The 18,920-nt window shown below is 47.8% G+C and carries 20 protein-coding genes; 10 read left to right on the top strand and 10 right to left on the bottom strand.

What is annotated here, in order from left to right; all coding sequences use genetic code 11:
* The first annotated feature begins 38 nt into the window (after positions 1-38).
* Together trmH and recG are read left to right on the top strand one after the other, a co-directional pair.
* A complete protein-coding gene (gene trmH, locus L1285_RS11275) occupies positions 39-737 on the top strand; it encodes a tRNA (guanosine(18)-2'-O)-methyltransferase TrmH (RefSeq protein ID WP_046006228.1) in 699 nt (232 codons plus the stop codon).
* Between the two features lie 2 nt (positions 738-739).
* Entirely contained in the window at positions 740-2,824 is a 2,085-nt protein-coding gene (gene recG / locus L1285_RS11270) for an ATP-dependent DNA helicase RecG (RefSeq protein WP_235412405.1), read from the top strand.
* Between the two features lie 7 nt (positions 2,825-2,831).
* On the opposite strand, the gene L1285_RS11265 is transcribed toward recG, so the two are convergent.
* On the bottom strand, positions 2,832-3,227 hold the full coding sequence (locus tag L1285_RS11265; RefSeq protein WP_235412404.1) for a VOC family protein: 396 nt from the start codon (positions 3,225-3,227) through the stop codon (positions 2,832-2,834).
* A 14-nt stretch (positions 3,228-3,241) separates the two neighbouring features.
* Between L1285_RS11265 and L1285_RS11260 the strand changes: the two genes are divergently transcribed.
* Both L1285_RS11260 and L1285_RS11255 read left to right on the top strand, forming a co-directional pair.
* Positions 3,242-3,517: a ribbon-helix-helix domain-containing protein gene (locus L1285_RS11260; RefSeq protein ID WP_235412403.1), complete on the top strand. Its 276-nt coding sequence runs from the start codon at positions 3,242-3,244 to the stop codon at positions 3,515-3,517.
* A gap of 134 nt (positions 3,518-3,651) precedes the next feature.
* On the top strand, positions 3,652-4,335 hold the full coding sequence (locus L1285_RS11255) for a hypothetical protein (RefSeq protein WP_235412402.1): 684 nt from the start codon (positions 3,652-3,654) through the stop codon (positions 4,333-4,335).
* 103 nt (positions 4,336-4,438) lie between these two features.
* On the opposite strand, the gene galU is transcribed toward L1285_RS11255, so the two are convergent.
* The 6 genes from galU to rplU all read right to left on the bottom strand — a co-directional run bounded on the left by galU (position 4,439) and on the right by rplU (position 8,494).
* Positions 4,439-5,314 (bottom strand): UTP--glucose-1-phosphate uridylyltransferase GalU, encoded by an 876-nt coding sequence (gene galU / locus L1285_RS11250; RefSeq protein ID WP_235412401.1) that lies wholly within the window; start codon positions 5,312-5,314, stop codon positions 4,439-4,441.
* A gap of 212 nt (positions 5,315-5,526) precedes the next feature.
* Entirely contained in the window at positions 5,527-5,901 is a 375-nt protein-coding gene (locus L1285_RS11245) for a DUF3718 domain-containing protein (protein WP_235412400.1), read from the bottom strand.
* A 77-nt stretch (positions 5,902-5,978) separates the two neighbouring features.
* Entirely contained in the window at positions 5,979-6,470 is a 492-nt protein-coding gene (gene folA, locus L1285_RS11240) for a type 3 dihydrofolate reductase (protein ID WP_071211953.1), read from the bottom strand.
* A gap of 90 nt (positions 6,471-6,560) precedes the next feature.
* Entirely contained in the window at positions 6,561-7,709 is a 1,149-nt protein-coding gene (cgtA, locus tag L1285_RS11235) for an Obg family GTPase CgtA (protein WP_235412399.1), read from the bottom strand.
* A 196-nt stretch (positions 7,710-7,905) separates the two neighbouring features.
* Entirely contained in the window at positions 7,906-8,163 is a 258-nt protein-coding gene (gene rpmA, locus L1285_RS11230; RefSeq protein ID WP_010383519.1) for a 50S ribosomal protein L27, read from the bottom strand.
* Positions 8,164-8,182: 19 nt separating this feature from the next.
* Complete coding sequence (rplU, locus tag L1285_RS11225; protein ID WP_010383520.1) at positions 8,183-8,494, bottom strand: 50S ribosomal protein L21; 312 nt, start codon at positions 8,492-8,494, stop codon at positions 8,183-8,185.
* A gap of 358 nt (positions 8,495-8,852) precedes the next feature.
* Between rplU and ispB the strand changes: the two genes are divergently transcribed.
* Complete coding sequence (gene ispB / locus L1285_RS11220; protein WP_235412398.1) at positions 8,853-9,824, top strand: octaprenyl diphosphate synthase; 972 nt, start codon at positions 8,853-8,855, stop codon at positions 9,822-9,824.
* 57 nt (positions 9,825-9,881) lie between these two features.
* Here the strand turns inward: ispB and L1285_RS11215 are convergent, their stop codons facing one another.
* Together L1285_RS11215 and mutY are read right to left on the bottom strand one after the other, a co-directional pair.
* On the bottom strand, positions 9,882-10,154 hold the full coding sequence (locus L1285_RS11215; RefSeq protein WP_046006237.1) for an oxidative damage protection protein: 273 nt from the start codon (positions 10,152-10,154) through the stop codon (positions 9,882-9,884).
* Positions 10,155-10,188: 34 nt separating this feature from the next.
* Complete coding sequence (gene mutY / locus L1285_RS11210) at positions 10,189-11,247, bottom strand: A/G-specific adenine glycosylase (protein WP_235412397.1); 1,059 nt, start codon at positions 11,245-11,247, stop codon at positions 10,189-10,191.
* Between the two features lie 130 nt (positions 11,248-11,377).
* Here mutY and trmB point away from each other — a divergent pair, with 130 nt between their 5' ends.
* The 5 genes from trmB to arcA all read left to right on the top strand — a co-directional run bounded on the left by trmB (position 11,378) and on the right by arcA (position 16,350).
* Positions 11,378-12,103, top strand: a complete 726-nt coding sequence (gene trmB / locus L1285_RS11205) for a tRNA (guanosine(46)-N7)-methyltransferase TrmB (RefSeq protein ID WP_235412396.1) — start codon at positions 11,378-11,380, stop codon at positions 12,101-12,103.
* A gap of 48 nt (positions 12,104-12,151) precedes the next feature.
* Positions 12,152-13,189, top strand: coding sequence for a methyltransferase (locus tag L1285_RS11200; protein ID WP_235412395.1), 1,038 nt, complete (start codon positions 12,152-12,154; stop codon positions 13,187-13,189).
* Between the two features lie 187 nt (positions 13,190-13,376).
* Complete coding sequence (locus L1285_RS11195) at positions 13,377-14,999, top strand: ATP-binding protein (protein ID WP_235412394.1); 1,623 nt, start codon at positions 13,377-13,379, stop codon at positions 14,997-14,999.
* A 5-nt stretch (positions 15,000-15,004) separates the two neighbouring features.
* On the top strand, positions 15,005-15,523 hold the full coding sequence (locus L1285_RS11190) for a YfiR family protein (protein WP_235412458.1): 519 nt from the start codon (positions 15,005-15,007) through the stop codon (positions 15,521-15,523).
* A gap of 107 nt (positions 15,524-15,630) precedes the next feature.
* Complete coding sequence (gene arcA / locus L1285_RS11185) at positions 15,631-16,350, top strand: two-component system response regulator ArcA (RefSeq protein ID WP_046006242.1); 720 nt, start codon at positions 15,631-15,633, stop codon at positions 16,348-16,350.
* 7 nt (positions 16,351-16,357) lie between these two features.
* Here arcA and arcB read toward each other — a convergent pair whose 3' ends face one another.
* Complete coding sequence (gene arcB / locus L1285_RS11180; protein WP_046006243.1) at positions 16,358-18,685, bottom strand: aerobic respiration two-component sensor histidine kinase ArcB; 2,328 nt, start codon at positions 18,683-18,685, stop codon at positions 16,358-16,360.
* Positions 18,686-18,920 lie beyond the last annotated feature (235 nt).

Below are 18,920 nucleotides of genomic sequence, written 5' to 3'. Positions count from 1 at the left end.
TATAATCGCGGCAATTTTGTAGTTAAGAGCTGTAATTGATGGAAGAAAACCGTTTTCAGCGCGTGAAGCGCATTTTGGATCAACGCCAGACTGATTTAACCGTGTGCCTGGACGAAGTCCACAAACACCATAATCTGTCGGCCATAGTGCGTACAGCCGATGCGGTCGGATGCCATCATGTGCATGCGGTATGGCCGCAGGAACAAAGACGCCTGACCAATAACACCTCAGGTGGCAGCAAAAACTGGGTAGAAACCCATATGCACGACGACATAGATCAGGCCGTTGCCGCAATCCGTGCGCAAAACCCGGGTATTCAACTGCTAGCGACTAACCTCAGTGATACCGCCGTAGATTTTCGCGAGATTGATTATACTAAGCCAACCGCCGTCATTGTTGGACAGGAACGTTTAGGGATCTCAGACCGGGCACTGGAACATGCCGATCAGCATATCGTGATCCCAATGGCTGGTATGGTACAGTCATTAAATGTCTCGGTGGCTGCGGCCTTGATCTTGTATGAAGCACAGCGCCAGCGTGAGGAGGCAGGGCTGTATCAGCGCAACGATATGCTCGACCCGGCAATCAAACATAAGTTATTGTTTGAAGGCTGTCACCCAATCATTGCCAATCGCTGCGTAGAAAAAGGCCTGCCCTACCCGGCACTGGATGAAGTTGGGGAGATCGTTGCCGACGAGGCCTTCTGGAACACACTGAAGTTCAGTCAAAAAGGATAATTATGTCGCACCCCAATTTAGCCCAGTACGCCATCACCGACCTCAAGGGAGTCGGCCCTAAGGCCGCAGAGCGGCTGGCCAAATTGGGGATCCGCAGTGTCCAGGACATGTTGTTTCACCTGCCATTGCGCTATGAAGACAGAGCCAGAACTTATCGTATCGCCGAGCTGATGCCACACCTTCATGTAAGTGTGGAGGGCGAAATTGAGCAGGCTAATATCACCTTCGGCAAACGCCGTATGCTGGTGTGTCAGATAAACGATGGCACCGGTCGTATTACCCTGCGCTTTTTCAACTTCAGTGCAGCGCAAAAAAACGCCATGCAAAGCGGTAAAATCATGCGCTGTTTTGGTGAAGTGCGTCGTGGCCGGGTCGGCCTGGAAATGGCCCACCCAGAATACAGTATTCGCGATGAGCTGAGTGATACATCGCAAGGCATGGATACTCTCACGCCGGTTTACCCGACTACGGAAGGGCTTAAACAACTGAGTATTCGTGCCATTGCCGAGCAGGCTGTTGCTTTGCTGCACAAATACGACATTGACGATCATTTGCCGCAGCAGTTCCGCCCCAATCAGCTGAGCTTAAAAGAGGCCCTGCTGACGCTCCACCAGCCACCTCAGGACGTAGCACTGGACCAGCTGGAGTTGGGACAACACCCGGCACAACAACGCCTGGCATTTGAAGAATTACTGGCGCAAAACCTTAGCCTGCTGCAACTCAGGCAGCAAGGCCAGGCCGTCAAGGCGGTAACACTGCCGCCCAATAATCTGTTAGAAACCGAATTTCTGGCTCAGCTGCCCTTTAAGCCTACCGCGGCCCAAAGCCGGGTGGTGAGCGAAATCAAAGGCGACTTACAACAGCCCTACCCTATGATGCGTCTGGTACAGGGTGATGTTGGCTCAGGTAAAACCCTGGTCGCAGCACTCAGTGCGCTGACCGCCATTGCCAAGGGCTACCAGGTGGCATTGATGGCACCAACGGAAATTTTATCCGAGCAGCACAACATTAATTTCCAGAACTGGTTTGCGACACTGGGTATTGAAGTGGTCTGGCTGGCAGGAAAAACCAAAGGGAAAGAGCGCGAGCGAGTACTGGAGCGCATCAGCTCAGGTCAGGCGCAAATGGTCGTGGGGACCCATGCGCTGTTTCAGGAGCAAGTGCAGTTTAGCAACCTGGCCCTGATCATCATTGATGAGCAACACCGCTTTGGCGTTCATCAGCGGCTTTCCTTACGTGAAAAGGGCAAGTTTAACGACTGCTATCCGCATCAGCTGGTTATGACGGCCACGCCAATCCCACGGACACTGGCCATGACTGCCTATGCCGATCTGGAAACCTCGGTGATCGATGAGCTGCCACCTGGGCGCACTCCTATCACAACCGTTGCCGTTCCGGATACTCGTCGCGAAGAAGTGATTGAGCGAGTACGACGCGCCTGTATTGAGCAACAGCGACAGGTGTACTGGGTCTGTACTTTGATTGATGAATCAGAAGCCTTGCAATGTCAGGCAGCCGAAGACACCGCAGAGCAGCTCACCAAAGCCCTGCCGGAGCTGAATATAGCCCTGGTTCATGGCCGTATGAAAGCGCAGGAAAAACAGCAGATCATGCAGGACTTTAAGCAGGCGCAAAGTCATGTGCTGGTTGCAACCACTGTCATTGAGGTGGGTGTGGATGTGCCCAATGCCAGCCTGATCATTATAGAAAACCCGGAACGCCTGGGCCTGGCACAGCTACACCAGTTGCGTGGCCGGGTTGGCCGTGGCGACATCGCGTCGCATTGCCTGCTGCTTTATCATGCGCCTTTGTCAGCAACGGCACAAAAGCGCCTGGGCGTGCTACGCGACAGTAATGATGGTTTTGTCATTGCCGAACGGGATCTGGAGATCCGTGGCCCAGGTGAAGTACTGGGTACTCGCCAGACCGGCCTGGCCGAGCTGAAGATTGCCGATCTGAGCCGCGACAAAGTGCTACTGCCTCAGGTACGCAGTCTTGCCTTCACTCTGCTGCAACAGCATCCTCAGGCAGTTGAGCCACTGATCCAGCGCTGGCTGCCCAACCGCAGTGAATTTGCCATGGCTTAGTCATGGCTTATTTAAACGTCTCTGAACGTTCAATGACTTCAATCTGATAGCCGTCGGGATCGACAATAAAGAAAAAGCGTGCTACCAGCGTATCGCCGTTGTAAAACGACTTAATTTCTTTGGGCTGATAACCCAGTGCCAGTGCCTTTGCATGCACTGGCGCTAAATCATCTACCACCACAGCAATATGACCATAGCCGTTACCCAACTCATAGGGCTGCTGCGTATCATGATTCCAGGTAAGCTCTAATTCAAATTCAGCCTCATCGTTACCCAGGTAAACCAGGCTAAAGTCATCAAATTCAATCCGCCTGCGCTCGCCCAGTGCTAATACATCGTGATAAAATGCGAGGGATTTTTGCAAGTCCATTACCCTAACCATGCTGTGAATGAGTTTTGCCATCAAGGAGTCCTCTTATGTGTGAATTATATGCCTCGGCCAATCCAGCCAGCTATGAGGTGATACGCCGTTCGATGCGTATCCAGGGGGCCGTAACCAGCCTGGCACTGGAGCGCCAGATCTGGGACCTGCTACAGGAGATAGCAACCGCAGAGCAGCTCAGCGTAGCTGAATTTGTCTCAACTCTGTATCAGGAAGTACTTGAACGTCAGGGCGAAGTAAAAAACCTTGCCTCTTTGTTGCGGATCACCTGCTTAACCTACCTGGCCGATCATACGCGTAGTCGCGGCTAAATAGGTAGTATCTGGCTACTACATTGATATTAGGCTTTTGCTTATTGCTAAAAGCCGATAAACTTGTCTTTACTCATTCTTAGTAATCCTTTGAATTGTGTGAACTATTTAGGCACAAGGTATAGCGCTATCTTATGAAATCTCATTTAGGCCGACGCGCATTTTCCAATATGGAGCTGTACACCCTGTTTAACGGCTACATTTATGGTGATGAAAAGCAAAAGCGTGAACAGCCGAAACACTGGCATTTTTGGTTACCCGTGCTGGCATATTACACCGGTGCCTACAGTGACGAGATTGGCAATTTAACGCTTTCAGATATCAGCAAACAAGAGCAGGTTCACGGTTTTACCTTTCATACTCATGGTAAGTTACAGGCCCGCTTTGTGCCCATTCACCCTGCACTATGGCACGCCGGTTTACAGGACTATTTGCACTTTGTTGAGCAACAAGGACAAAGTCGGCTAATGTTTGATTTACCCGCTAAATCAGGCCGCTTCAGTGAAAAAGTCAGGATCTGGTTTTCCGGAGAGGGAGAACGACTTGGTTATTTGCAAAAGTGTGGCTTGCCCAATGTCGACCAGCAAGGCATGAAAACCGCCATCAGCAGCCTGAGGCTGAACTTTGAACAGCAGATCCATATTTCGGCTATCCAGCAAGGTAACAAGGCCGCCATGCTCTATTTACTGGGACTCAAGAATGATGGCCAGGTTCTCACTCAGCCCCAGCCACACCAGCTCAAGCAGATCCTCACTCAGGTCAGGGTCATTAATCCCAATATTCACTGGCAGCGCTTTACAGAGCGCCACGGTCACTAAGCATAACCAGTGCAATCAATCCGCGCATACTGTTGCTATAAGAATCATGGTTATAAAAAAGCCCGACATCATGCCGAGCTGTTTACCTAGATAGTGAGCATCACTAAATTGATTTCACAAACTCACTAAACTCTTTACCAAGTTTATCGTCTCTCATCGCATACTCAACGATGGCCTTCAGATAACCTAGCTTATCGCCACAGTCATGAGCTCGGCCACTCATGTGGAATGCTTCAACGGTTTCACTCTCCATCAGCATATCAATTGCATCGGTCAGTTGGATCTCACCACCGGCTCCAAGCGGTGTACGCTCCAGGAGTGGCCAAATATTACGTGACAATACATAACGACCCACCACTGCTAGGTTAGAAGGTGCTTGGTCGACAGGAGGCTTTTCAATCATATGCTTGATTGGCGCACTTTCACCAGGTTTGAGCTCTACTCCCTGGATATCTGCAATACCATATTTATTCACATCGTCTTCTGGCACGGGTTCGAGCATAATCTGACTATGCTTGGTCTCAGAAAATCGATGAACCATAGCTGCCAGGTTTTCCTTACTCTGATCTGCCGTGTACTCATCCAGGATCACATCTGGTAAAACCACCACAAAGTCATCATCACCAACTATGGGTTTGGCACACAATACAGCATGACCTAGCCCCTTCGCCTCACCCTGCCTGACATGCATGATAGTAACGCCATCAGGACAGATTGAGCGAACTTCTTCAAGCAGTGTACGCTTAACACGCTTTTCGAGCGTTGCTTCCAGCTCAAAACTGGTGTCAAAGTGGTTTTCAATGGCATTTTTTGACGAATGAGTGACTAAGACGATTTCGGAAATGCCCGCAGCTGCACACTCTTTCACTATATACTGAATAAGAGGTTTATCGACCAAAGGCAGCATCTCCTTGGGAATAGCCTTTGTCATAGGTAACATGCGCGTACCAAGTCCAGCGACGGGTATTACAGCTTTCATAGTTCATCCATTATTACATTGAGATGGTGGAATATTTTCTCACCATATGAATATTCACGTGGCAGTCTATTTTAATAGAATAAGCTGCCAGTGCAAGTTAAGTAACATGCCTTTCGTCTAAAGACATAAATAAAAAATGCCCGCACACACAAGGTGTCGGGCATTTCTGGAAATATTTTATTGCTGTCAGATGCTAAGGTCTGTATGCGCTCTTAAAGACCAGCACGTTTCTTGATAGCTGCAATCAAAGCAGAACCACCGTGACCGTTGCTCTCAGCCCAAGCAATATCAGCACCGTCTTCTAGTGCACTTTTAGGCAGACTTTTGACGATAAATTCACCCGCATCTACCGCATTATTAGCGATGGCATGACGCAGCATGTTGTTGCCATTACATTGCACTGAGTCGTATACGTTACGGATTTTAACCCGAGAGCTCTTTAGTGTACTACGGATACGTCTTTTATCGTCAGCCGCAATGTACTCACACAAAGACACAGCTAACTGATTGTTCGCTTTGCTCGCAAAACTTACTGTTAACGCAGAAACGCCAAGACTCACACCAATAACTAAAGGAATTACTTTCATCACCAATCACCTAGTACTTTTTTCGTAAGAACAAACGCTCAATATTGTATCAACCAATACAATTGTTAGCAACAAAGTTATATTCCTTTATTTAGAGTTACGAACTTATAACTATACAAATTTTTCTCATCTGCTTCAAAAGCTTCGCATGCAACCTGGTGCCATTCTCCCACCTGAGTATGGTCCGGAAAGCGCGTGTCGCCTGAAACATCCAAGTCTATGTATGTTAAATAGAGCCTGTTACTTAAAGGTAGAAACTGTTCATAAATATTTCCACCTCCAATGATCATAACTTCTTCGCATCCGTCCACCAAAACTAAAGCCTCGTGTGGAGATGAAACTACTTCAATACCCTCGGCGCTGTAATCTGGGTTGCGGCTGATCACAATATTGCGCCTGCCGGGGAGCGGGCGACCTATCGATTCAAATGTTTTACGCCCCATGATCACAGGTTTATTCAAGGTAACTGCTTTAAAATGTTTCAAGTCGGCCGGTAAATGCCAGGGCATGGCGTTATCATCGCCAATGATACGTCCATTTGCCATTGCAGCAATCATTGATATTATCACAACATACTCCACTCATACTTTTATACTAAAAAAGGGCCCAAGGCCCTTTTTATGCCAATCCGCTTCAGTGAGTTCTAATACGGATTGCGCTTATCGTTCGTAAACGACTTCTACGTCGTAGTCATCTTCATCCCAGTCATCCCAGTCATCATCGTTATCCTGGGTAGCCTGACGGTGGTATGTATCCCACTTAAACTCGACTTCTTCCTGTTCTTGCTCTTCGAACTTATCGCGTGGCATGCTATCCAGCAGCCCCTGAATGTCGTAGCACAACTGCTGAGTATTGAACTTATTCGCAGCAGAGATCCGATATACATGCTCAGCATCCAGCTCTTCAGCAATGCGCTGACATACTTCTTCCAGCTCATCTTCTGCAAGCAAGTCTATTTTGTTCAGCACCAACCAACGTGGCTTGTTGGCAAGTTTAGGGCTGTACTGATGCAGCTCATTGATGATTGCGAACGCATTATCAACAGGGTCTGTTCCATCGACAGGCATGACATCGACAACGTGTAGCAACACACGGCAACGTTCCAGGTGCTTCAGGAAGCGGATCCCCAGACCTGCACCATCTGATGCGCCTTCAATCAGACCCGGAATGTCAGCAATCACGAACGACTTGTTCGCTTCAGGGCGTACTACACCCAAATTTGGCACCAAAGTCGTGAATGGATAATCAGCCACTTTGGGCTTGGCAGCCGATACACTGCGAATAAAGGTTGATTTACCTGCATTTGGCAAGCCTAGCAAACCTACATCGGCCAGCAACATCAGCTCCAGCTTCAAGTTTCGCACTTCACCAGGCGTACCCAGCGTTTTCTGTCTCGGCGCACGGTTTGTGCTCGACTTAAATCGCGTATTACCTAAACCATGATAACCGCCTTTAGCGACCAGTAGTTTTTGTCCATGCTTAGTCAAATCGCCCAGACACTCCTGCGTATCGACATCGGTCACGCGTGTCCCTTCCGGCACTTTCAGGATTAAGTCGGTGCCCTTTTTACCTGTCATGTTACGGCCATGACCATTGGTGCCACGTTCGGCACGATGGAAACGCTCAAACTGGTAGTCAATCAGGGTATTGAGGTTTTCGTCTGCTTCAAGATAGACGCTACCTCCGTCTCCGCCGTCGCCCCCATCCGGGCCACCGTCGGGTACAAACTTTTCGCGGCGAAATGAAACGACACCGCTTCCACCGTCTCCGGCTTCCGCGCGGATCTCTACTTCATCGACAAACTTCATGGTTACTCTCTTACTGGTTGTTCAGCACCTGCTATTATAGCAAGTTCATAGCGGCTTGATCAGCATGGTCAAATGCCTAACTACCGGTCTGTGGCGCGTATTTGACAGGAATAAGGTTAGAGCAAAATTCAGACTCTGCTCTATAAAAACAAAAAACCCCGCCTAAGCGGGGTTTTTTCAGTATTCTTTTTACCGATTACTCAGCAATGATGCTAACGTATTTACGGTTTAAAGGACCTTTCTGCTCAAAAACAACTTTACCGTCTGCTTTTGCGAAGATTGTGTGGTCTTTACCGATACCTGCGTTAGTACCAGCGTGGAACTTAGTACCACGTTGACGAACAATGATGTTACCCGCAAGTACTGATTCGCCACCGAAACGCTTAACACCTAAGCGTTTACTTTCTGAATCGCGACCGTTACGAGTACTACCAGCTGCCTTCTTATGTGCCATCTTTCTGTACCTCTAAAAATTAAGCGCTAATGCCAGTGATTTTAACTTCAGTGAACCACTGACGGTGGCCCATCTGCTTGCGAGAATGCTTACGACGTCTAAATTTAACGATCTTAATTTTCTCGCCACGACCGTGAGATACAACCTCAGCTGTAATCTTACCACCGTTTACGAACGGCGCACCGATCTCGATTTTTTCACCATCAGCTACAAGAAGTACTGAATCAAATTCAATTGATGCACCAGTCTCAACGTCTAGTTTCTCTAGACGAATTGTTTGACCTTCAGTCACACGGTGCTGTTTACCACCACTTTGGAAAACCGCGTACATAATTAACTCCGTCTGTGCGCCCTCAAATCGACGCAACTTAATATTCTTCAATAGGGCGCGAAGTTTACGCTAATGTGCTACTTCGCGCAAGCCCTAGATCGCAAATAAATGAATAAAAAATAGCTAACTTGAGGGCGTAATAATATTTTCATTTATTCTAACGAAAAGGTGTGATAAGCCAAGCTCTTTTTTGCTTTTTACGCACAGGAATTGTGATCACAAACAGACCTAAAGAACAAAAAACAAACAAAAGCACTGATTTTTTAACCTCTCTCACGGCAAGTTATCGAGTCGTGGTGATTTTTAATGTACACTGGCGACTCGAACATCCCTGAATGAGGCTTTAGCTCGGAGCGTTATGGATATCAAAGCGATCCAGAGATTGATTGAGCAAGACATGCTTGCCGTTAATCAACTTATCAGCGACCAAATGCAGTCTGACGTCGCACTGGTTAATCAACTTGGCTTATATATAGTCAATAGTGGCGGCAAACGGATCCGTCCTGTGCTGGCACTTTTGGTTGCCAAAGCACTGGGCTACCAAGGCGATAAGCACATTACACTGGCTACTATCATCGAATTTATCCACACCGCTACCTTGTTGCATGACGATGTGGTCGATGAATCAGCTTTACGTCGTGGTGAGCCTACGGCTAATGCCGAGTTTGGTAACGCCGCCAGTGTTTTAGTTGGCGACTTTATATATACCCGCTCTTTTCAGTTGATGGTTGGGCTGGAAAATATGGAAGTGATGCAGATCCTGGCCGACGCAACCAATGTGATTGCTGAAGGTGAGGTGTTACAGCTGATGAACTGTAATGACCCGGACACCACAGAGCAAAGCTATATGCAGGTAATATATAGTAAAACAGCCAAGCTATTTGAAGCCGCTACTATGCTGCCAGCTGTTGTTTTGGAAAAGCCTGATGCAACAAAAGAAGCCCTCAAACTCTATGGTATGCACCTGGGCACAGCCTTTCAGTTGGTCGATGACGTCCTCGACTATAGTGCCAACGCGGAGCAACTGGGTAAAAATATTGGTGATGATTTAGCCGAAGGTAAGCCTACCCTGCCGCTAATCTACGCGATGCGCCACGGTAATGAAGCTCAGGTCATGCAGATCCGTGATGCTATCGCCAATGGTAACGGACTTGATAACCTGACCGACATCCTGGCAACTCTTGAGCAGACACAAGCGCTGGAACATACTATGGAGCGTGCCCGTCAAGAGTCACAAAAAGCGATTGAGCAACTTAGCACCTTACCCGAGTCAGAGTACAAAACGGCCCTGATCTCACTGGCTAAGCTGGCGGTTGACCGCAGCTACTAACGCTGTAAACAGACATTAAAAAAGGCTGCAAACTGCAGCCTTTTTTAATTGAGGTGATCACCCTTCTTTTGGGCGGTAACCTTCAATCTCAACATCTTTGCCTTCAAACAAGAAACCTACCATTTGCTCTTCAAGCTGCTGACGATGCTCAGGATCCATCATATTTAAGTGCTTCTCGTTGATCAGCATAGTCTGCTTATGCTGCCACTGTTGCCACGCCTCTTTACTGATATTATTGAAGATGCGTTCGCCAACTTCTCCCGGATACAGCTGAAAATCAAGTCCGGGCGCTTCTTTTTGTAACTTTTGACAAAATACGGTACGTGCCATCTCTTTACCCTCTTTAAATTCGTTGTGATTAAGTTTACCCCATTGCCTTTAAGACTTTAACCAACTTTTTAGTTGGTGCCGCTAAGCCTACCTCTGCTGGCTGTGCCAGTGCGTACCAAAGTAAAGGATTATCGTGAACACAATCGGGGGTAGCGCTTAATTCGACAACGACCGGAGTGATAGTCAATTCAAAGTGGGTAAATATGTGGACAAATGGCGACAGCGTTTGCCGAGCGCCCGAAATCCCCTGCTGCGCCAAAAAGGTCTCAAGCTCTATCAACTCACTAAACTCAAAGAAACCAAACAAGCCACCCCAAATGCCACTGCTGGGGCGCTTTTCCATCAGTACTTTATCATCCGCACGAATGATTAAATGATAAGCGGCTTTTTTGGGTTTAACTTTTTTCGGTTTAGAGTTTGGAAATTCCTTCACTCTGCCTTGTTGATATGCCTGACAGCGGCTGACCAAAGGGCAAGCCTCACAGTCAAAGCTACTGCGACTGCACAGACTCGCTCCTAAATCCATCATCGCCTGGTTGTATTCAGATACACGATCTTTTGGTGTCAGCGCATCTGTCAGTGCCCACAATTCATTTTCGACCTTTTTAACGCCGTACCAGCCTTCCACCATAAAAAAGCGCGCCAGCACACGTTTTACATTTCCATCCAGGATTGGGTGAGGCTGACCCAGAGACAAAGAGAGCACGGCCCCTGCCGTAGAGCGGCCAATCCCAGGCAGCGCCATCACGGCTTCTAACGTTTGCGGAAATTTGCCCTGATATTCATCGCGCACAATTTTGGCAGTTTTATGTAAGTTACGCGCACGTGCGTAATAGCCAAGGCCGGTCCAGTGATGCAAGACTTCGTCTTCGGGTGCATCGGCCAGGTCAATTATGGTCGGGAAACGTGCCATAAAGCGCTCAAAATACGGGATCACAGTCACAACCTGAGTTTGCTGTAACATTACTTCAGACACCCAAACTTTATAAGGGGTCTTTTCAAGTTGCCAGGGCAGCGTTTTACGTCCGTGTAACTGATACCAATCGACAACCTGCTTGGCAAACCACTGGGCTTGCTCATTATTTACTGTCATTGCGAGACTCTGCTTTTACTTGCTAATACACGCGCCAGTGTATGAAGCTTTTTTCAAAGGTCAAGCTCTTGTACTTGGCGCTGCGAATAGCGATAATGTGCGCCCATTTTTTACACCGAAGATGAAGACCATGAACGAATCGAGTAAAACCGCTCTGGAACAAGCCGAGCAGGAAGGCAAGTACATTCGCAAAGTACGCAGCTTTGTAAAACGTGAAGGCCGCCTGACCAAAGGACAAGCTGCCGCCATTGAGAAATGTTGGGCAACGATGGGCCTGGAGCACGCTCAGGGTCGCCTGGACTTTACTGAGGTGTTCGGCAACGACAATGATGTTGTGGTTGAAATTGGCTTTGGCATGGGTAAATCTCTGGTTGAAATGGCAAAAAACACGCCAGACCAGAATTTTATTGGTATTGAAGTACACCGTCCGGGTGTTGGTGCCTGTTTAATGGAAGCCGACGAACAAGGCGTCACTAACCTGCGCGTATTTGAGCATGATGCGGTTGAAGTGCTGGCAGATTGTATCCCAGACGCTAGCCTGGCAAAACTTCAGCTGTTTTTCCCGGATCCATGGCACAAAAAACGCCACCATAAACGCCGCATCGTTCAGGCCGAATTTGTCGAGAAGCTCCGCACTAAGTTGCGTATCGGGGGCGTTTTCCATATGGCAACAGACTGGGAAAACTACGCAGAGCATATGCTGGAAGTAATGCAGTCAGCGCCCGGTTTTGCTAACCAATCGGACAGCAACGACTATGTACCTCGTCCGGATTTCCGCCCTCTGACTAAATTTGAGCAGCGCGGTCACCGCCTCGGTCATGGTGTATGGGATCTGATGTTTGAACGTACAGCCTAACCTGTCATTGCAACCGGGGCGCCCTGCCCCGCCTTTTGTGGACCTCAGATGCAAAAATTAACCAACCCCAGTTTATTGCTGCTGCGCAACGAAGAAGAGCTGACAGGCCAGCATATTTTGGTGATCAACCACCAGCGTGATGGCTTTTTATCTGAACTAAAACAGTTGGCTGTGCATGCAACCATTAGCGCCTTCAGCTATGATTTTGCCGCTCATCAGGCTGCGACTAAAATTGCCGGTATTAATAGCTATGTTTCGCACAGCCTGCCTGCGCTCAATGATGTCGACCTGATCATTTATTACTACCCAAAGTCTAAGCCCGAAGCACAGATGATGTTCGATAATATTCGTGCGCTGTGCTCTGACAAAACCCGCTTACTGGTGGTTGGAGAAAACAAAGGCGGCGTTAAGTCGGCAGAAAAGCAACTGCAAGATAAATGCGAGGCACACTATAAACTAGACAGTGCCAAGCATTGTATTTTATATGAGTTTGCCCAGCTGCAACCTGAGGCCCACTTTGATATTGCCAGCTACCGGCAAACCTTCACCATCGCGGTTGCCGGGCAGCAGTTTGAGGCTGTCAGCGTCCCCGGAGTATTTAACCATGGTAAGCTGGATGTCGGGACCAAATTACTGCTGGAAAATCTCGAGTTGCCCGCCCACGGCAACATGCTCGACTTTGGCTGCGGCGCCGGAGTCATCGCCACTTTTGTATTGAACCAGTCTCCAAAAATTCGCTTCAGCTGCCTGGATGTCAATGCCCTGGCTTTATATGCCTGTGAGCAAACCCTAAACCTGAACGGCCATAAGGCTGAGCTGGTGCTGAGCGATGGGCTGAAACAGCTAAAGGGTCGCTTTGATGCCATTATCAGTAACCCGCCTTTTCATACTGGTCTTAAAACTGACTATGACATTGCCGAAGGGTTTATTCAGGGAGCGGCTGCTCATATGAGTAAAGGTGCGCAACTACATATAGTTGCAAACAGTTTCCTGAAATATCCTCCGCTGATTGAAGCGCGTTTTGGGCACTGCGATACCCAAGTAAAAAACACCAAGTTTGCCGTTTACCGGGCCTCCCTGAATTAAGCTCGGGCCAGCTCAACTTGGCTGTTGGGCTGGCTGTATTGGCACACTCAGAGCATTCTGACCCTCCTTTAATTCACAGTCTGCCAGCAAAGCGCTGAATCGTTTCGCAAAATGTGAGCTTTTTTGTGTTCTATACTGCTAAACTAAAGTGAGTGAATAGCATGCAAGCGGGATTTGTGGTCTCCCAATGGGTAAATACGCAACAAAAACAAGTATAAGAAAAGTGCTGATCAGTGCCGTCATGCTAGTAACGGCGCTGTCTTTGTCCCTGTCTATCTCAATTTCAACCTATCTCGACGTTAAAAAACAAAAGCAGCTGATCATCAACAAGCTCGAGATGATCGCTGAGATCATTGCATTTAATGCTCAGGTAACGCTGATTTTCGACGACAGAAAAACCGAAGAAAAGCGCCTCAAGTCGTTCGACAAAGTCGATCTGGTCAAGAACATTCACATCTATGCGATCGATGATGTGACTAATCGGCCGGTCTTCTTTACCAGCTACAACGCCAGCAAAACGCCCCCAGTGCCGCTCAAGGTCAATCAAATAGAGGAGCTCAGGACGCCGAAAATATCGGAGGACTACATAGAGCTGATCCTGCCCGTTGAATACGAAGGCAATATAGAAGGCTATGTTTATCTGCGCGGTGGTCTGGAGCATCTGGCTGAATACATCAACAGAAAAATCCTGGTCGATATCGCGTTAACTCTGTTTGTGCTGGTACTGGTGATGTTTGTTGCCCGGGGGATCCAAAAGCGCATTGCCAGCCCGATTGAAACTCTCTCTGTTCTGTTGCAGGACGTGTCGAAAAATCACAACTACGCCACCCGGGCGGAAAAAAGTGACATTGAAGAAATTAATATCCTCGCCAATAACCTCAATATAATGCTTACCCGCACGCAAAATCAACTTGAGCGCCACCAGGCTGATAAACAAGAGATCAAACAGCTTAACCAGAGCCTGGAAGAAAAGGTCAATCAACGCACCATAGCGCTCAGAGAGGCAAACCAGGAGTTGCTCAATACACTCGAGCGTATGCATCAGTACCAAAATCAAATCGTTGAAAATGAGAAAATGGCTTCACTGGGCCAGATGGTTGCAGGCGTTGCACACGAAGTTAATACACCCATAGGCCTGGGTGTAACAGGCTCAACCTTGTTGCGCGATAAACTCAGTGATATCGAAGTCGCTTTCCAGCAAAAAACGCTGACCTCAAAACAGCTGGAGCGCTTTATCAAAGAAGGGATCGAAAACCTGGATCTGATTTATCGAAACCTCAACCGTGCCGCAGATCTGATCTCAAGCTTTAAGAAAGTGGCGGTCAGCCAGGACATAGAGATCAATTCAGATGTCAACATCACTAAATTGCTCAACGCAGTCATGGGGGCGATGCGCACAGAGCTGGAAATGAAATCACCTCAGATCGACATTGACTGTCCACAAGAGCTCACCATCAGAAGCAAATCAGGGTTGCTGCAGCAGGTGTTTGAGCAACTGTTTTCAAATTCACTGTTACACGGCTTTGTGAGCAACGAAAATAACGAAATTGCTATAAAAGTGAACCGCGAAGAATCGCAGTTAACGATTGTGTACAGTGACAATGGTGTCGGCGTACCAAACGCCATCAAAAAGCGTATCTTTGATCCATTTGTCACCACTCGCCGGGGAGAAGGTGGCAGTGGTCTGGGCATGCATTTGGTATACAACTTGGTCACTCAGGCGCTGGGTGGCAGCATCACACTGCAGGAAGATTATAAATCGGGTACACAATTTGTGATCAGCTTACCTCTGAAAGGAGGTTCGCAGTGAGATATATGTACCTATTTATTTTTTGTTCTTTTGCGTTTTTTCCTACATTTTGTTTCGCAAAATCGCCCGAGGAGATCCGTTCAGCCTTTTTATATCAAATGGCAAAGTTCATTGATTTTCCAGAGCAAAAAAATAAGAAAACCACTCGTTTTTGTTTTTATGACATCACAAACGGACCAGGTGCTGTTTTATATAGTAACCGTACCCTAAAAATACGTTTAAAGCCGATTGAAATAATCGAAGTGAAAAAGTCTGAGTCACTTCGGGAACTTTCCCAACGATGTGATATCACATACATTGATGAAACATTGGAAGATGATATACTGTCCGCTTGGACCGATACAATGGCCCTAAGTATGGTAACTGTGGGCGAAAGTATCGAATTTTTGGAAGGGGGTGGGATTGCGTCCTTGGTCCAGGAAGGGAGTAAGATAAGGCTTTATATAAACAAGCAAGAAGTCACTCAGCACAACTTTAAAGTGCTTTCACGGTTGCTTGCCGTCTCCAAGTTTTATCCTAACTGATTTTACTTGTTAACAATTGAATATACTCCTATAATCGTTAACATTCGGTTTTATTATATAACGCCGAAGTTTTTGTAAATACAATATTCCGAAAAGGTTAATTAATAATGCAAACGCCAGTCATTCTAATTGTTGAGGATGAAGACGTAACTCGACTGAACCTCGTTAGTTTATTTGAAGCCGAAGGTTATAAGGTAATTGAAGCCATTGATGGCGATGATATGCATGAAAAATTGACATCGAATGATGATGTCAACTGTGTGATCATGGATATTAACCTGCCTGGTAAAAATGGCCTTATCCTGGCTCGTGAGTTACGCCAGAAGAAAAACATCGGCCTGATTTTCCTAACAGGTCGTGACAACGATGTCGACCGTATTTTGGGTCTTGAGATCGGTGCCGACGACTATGTTACTAAGCCTTTCAATCCACGTGAGCTTACCATCCGCGTGCGCAACCTGATCTCTCGTACCGGCTCAAGCCCGGAAGAGTCAAGTATTGACAGCAATGGTGTCATTACGTTTAACGGTTGGGAACTGGATGAAAATAGCCGCTGCCTGACTTCACCAACGGGTGAAGCAAAGCGTTTGCCGAAAGGCGAATACCGTGCATTGCGTCTGATGCTTGACTCACCTGGTCGTATCTTTAGCCGTGAGCAACTGATCAAGCACATGACAGGTCGTGAGCTACGTGCTAACGATAGAACAGTAGACGTCACTATTCGTCGTATTCGTAAGCACTTCGAAACCGACAACAATACTCCTGAACTGATCAGCACCATTCATGGTGAAGGCTACCGCTTCATCGGGAAGATCGATAGCCAATAAGTTTGCGTTACGAGTTTTCAGCGAGTTTTGCAATTAATGAGTGAAGGGCAGCCTGCCCTTCTCTTATTTTCACTTCCAACTCATCCAGCCAATCTGCACGCTGCCCGGTTTCCACCTGAGCCCCTTCAAGTTCCATCGTTTTGGCATGTAACTGGACATTCTGCAAACCGACTGAGCCTGCGGCCCCTTTCAGCTTATGCGCCACCGACACATAGGTCTCGGTATCATCACTCTGGTTTGCTTCATCAAGCTCGTTGCAGTAAGTCGGGTTAAGGCGGGTAAACAGATCACAGCTGCGCTTGAAGGCCTCTATGCCCATGGATGAAACAAAGTCAGTGATGGTTTCTACGTCCAGCAGGGCTTGTTCTTGCTCACTCAATTGTAGCGGCTCAGACTGAGGCGAGGCTTGCTTGTCTTTACTGGTCTCAATACCAAATAGCTCTGCAAGCATCTTATCCAGCTTAGTCGTATTGATGGGTTTGGCCAGCGCGCCCTGAATATCGATCCCCTGTAGCTCTTGCTCGGCACTACGCACGTTGGCTGTCAGCGCAACAATGGGCAGCTCATCAAAATGACTGTCGGCACGGATCTGCCTTGCCACTTCATCACCATTAATATCCGGCAGCTGCATATCTAGCAGGATCAGATCCAATTCATCTTCCGTTTCCACCATTGACAGGGCGTCTTCACCGGTTTCAGCCCACACGACTTCGTGCCCGCGCTGCTCCAGTAAGTTAGTGGCAATTTCGGCATTAAGCGGCACGTCTTCGACCAAAAGTATATACAGGCTACGACCTGCGTAGCTCTGCTCGTTAGGGGCTGTGCATAGCTCCAGCGGCAACTCAACATCAAAGCGACTGCCCTCTCCTTGCATACTGCTTACATGAATCGTGCCTTTCATGGCGTGCACCAGGGCTTTCGTTACCGCCAAACCAATGCCCGAGCCGATGGCATTATTGCCACTTGCATCAGGCGCTTTGTAGTACATATCAAAAATACGGTCTTGCTGATCGGAGGGAATACCAACGCCCGTATCGATAACACTGATAGACAACCAGGGGCCATCTGAGCGGTTTTCACGGCGACACTCCAGCGTCACGCCGCCTCTGTGGGTAAATTTCACCGCGTTGTTGATAAGATTCCAAAGTACTTGTCGCAGTCGGGTTGGGTCCAGCAAGGCGTAGATATCCAGCATGCCTGTGCGCTTGATATTAAACTCAAGACCTTTTTGCTCCGCAATCAGCCCTGCAAAGTTGACCACATCATTAATAAAGTCCGACACATTAATGCTGTCCGTCGCGATATCCAGCTGCTCCCTATCTATCTTGTCGAGATCGATAATGTCGTTAAAGATATTGCCCAGGGTTTCAGCACTGGAGAATACTGTGTTACACCAGCTCTTCTGCTGCTTGGTTAGCTCAGTGTCGAGCAGCATGCGCGTCAAACCGACAATACCATTGAGCGGTGTGCGCAGCTCGTGACTCAAAGTGGCAATAAATTTCCCTTTGTCTTTATAGGCTGTTTCCAGCGCCTGCTCCGCTTCTTTACGGCTGGTAATATCACGACCGAACGCCAGCAAACCAATGTATTCGCCATCATCGTTGATAAAGGGCAGCTTGCGCATCTCAAACCAGCAGTTTTCGTTTGCCACCGGGTACTCAACATCAACATTGATCGACTGCTGGGTTTCTATCACTTGCTCATCGGTCTGCAACACTCTGGGAATGTCTTGCTCACCAAATACTTCCTGCACAGTGTGGCCAATCAGCTGTTCACTGGTTTTGCCAATGACTTGTTCAAACTTCTTATTACAACCGGCAAATACCCCACGCTCATCCCGGTAGTAAAAGAGATCCGGAGAGGAGTCTACAATACTGCGTAATAGCATGCTCTGTTGTGCCAGCTCTTGCTGAGTTTTGCGTCGCTCAGCTATTTCTTTGCGTAGTTCGGCAATCGCCCGATGCTTCGCATGCAAGGCCATTTTCCGTTCATCTATCTCATTGTTGAGCCGGTTAATGTTGTCTTTGAGTGTCTGGTTAAGTAGTTTTTCTTGTTGTGTAGCAGATTCCAGATACTCTTTTGACGCATCCAGCTGACGCATTGCATAGATGGCAACGGAGAGCAGCAATGGCGAGGTTAATGCGGCAAATATCACCACCGACAACACATTGACCAGCGTGACTTCGCCAAGCGCAACATAGTAAAACATGCACGCCAACACCAGAGACACCACCAGCACAAATGCATAGGCAACCACGCCTGCCCAGCGGTCTCCGTAATTCTTAATCAAATTAGATAAAATTCGGGCCCAGGTCCCAAATGAAGAGTCAAGCATAATAAAATCACCCAGTTAACGCCTTACATTATACCTGACCCAAACGCAGAAGCGAGTGACCAAAAGTCGCAAGCGCTATTGCACAAACCAGAATGACCGCCGCAACCCGCGGTTTCTCTGCCTTTTGAAGGTGTTTAGAAAGTCGACCCCGGCGTATGAATTTTTGCACACTTGGGCGATTTTTTTACCAGAAATTTTCCAACGCGCTCGGCAAGTTGTGACATTTTGGTGTAAC

The organism is Pseudoalteromonas sp. DL2-H2.2 (assembly GCF_021532535.1).
Lineage (GTDB): Bacteria > Pseudomonadota > Gammaproteobacteria > Enterobacterales > Alteromonadaceae > Pseudoalteromonas > Pseudoalteromonas rubra_A.
This window is presented reverse-complemented; position numbering and strand designations above follow the sequence as displayed.

Coding starts and splice junctions, on each gene's coding strand:
- cgtA (WP_235412399.1), bottom strand. CDS start 7,709: ATGAAGTTTGTCGATGAAGTAGAGATCCGCGCGGAAGCCGGAGACGGT.
- rplU (WP_010383520.1), bottom strand. CDS start 8,494: ATGTACGCGGTTTTCCAAAGTGGTGGTAAACAGCACCGTGTGACTGAA.
- rpmA (WP_010383519.1), bottom strand. CDS start 8,163: ATGGCACATAAGAAGGCAGCTGGTAGTACTCGTAACGGTCGCGATTCA.
- L1285_RS11190 (WP_235412458.1), top strand. CDS start 15,005: ATGTACCTATTTATTTTTTGTTCTTTTGCGTTTTTTCCTACATTTTGT.
- arcA (WP_046006242.1), top strand. CDS start 15,631: ATGCAAACGCCAGTCATTCTAATTGTTGAGGATGAAGACGTAACTCGA.
- L1285_RS11215 (WP_046006237.1), bottom strand. CDS start 10,154: ATGGCACGTACCGTATTTTGTCAAAAGTTACAAAAAGAAGCGCCCGGA.
- trmH (WP_046006228.1), top strand. CDS start 39: ATGGAAGAAAACCGTTTTCAGCGCGTGAAGCGCATTTTGGATCAACGC.
- trmB (WP_235412396.1), top strand. CDS start 11,378: ATGAACGAATCGAGTAAAACCGCTCTGGAACAAGCCGAGCAGGAAGGC.
- mutY (WP_235412397.1), bottom strand. CDS start 11,247: ATGACAGTAAATAATGAGCAAGCCCAGTGGTTTGCCAAGCAGGTTGTC.
- arcB (WP_046006243.1), bottom strand. CDS start 18,685: ATGCTTGACTCTTCATTTGGGACCTGGGCCCGAATTTTATCTAATTTG.
- L1285_RS11195 (WP_235412394.1), top strand. CDS start 13,377: ATGGGTAAATACGCAACAAAAACAAGTATAAGAAAAGTGCTGATCAGT.
- L1285_RS11260 (WP_235412403.1), top strand. CDS start 3,242: ATGTGTGAATTATATGCCTCGGCCAATCCAGCCAGCTATGAGGTGATA.
- recG (WP_235412405.1), top strand. CDS start 740: ATGTCGCACCCCAATTTAGCCCAGTACGCCATCACCGACCTCAAGGGA.
- L1285_RS11200 (WP_235412395.1), top strand. CDS start 12,152: ATGCAAAAATTAACCAACCCCAGTTTATTGCTGCTGCGCAACGAAGAA.
- L1285_RS11245 (WP_235412400.1), bottom strand. CDS start 5,901: ATGAAAGTAATTCCTTTAGTTATTGGTGTGAGTCTTGGCGTTTCTGCG.
- galU (WP_235412401.1), bottom strand. CDS start 5,314: ATGAAAGCTGTAATACCCGTCGCTGGACTTGGTACGCGCATGTTACCT.
- L1285_RS11265 (WP_235412404.1), bottom strand. CDS start 3,227: ATGGCAAAACTCATTCACAGCATGGTTAGGGTAATGGACTTGCAAAAA.
- L1285_RS11255 (WP_235412402.1), top strand. CDS start 3,652: ATGAAATCTCATTTAGGCCGACGCGCATTTTCCAATATGGAGCTGTAC.
- ispB (WP_235412398.1), top strand. CDS start 8,853: ATGGATATCAAAGCGATCCAGAGATTGATTGAGCAAGACATGCTTGCC.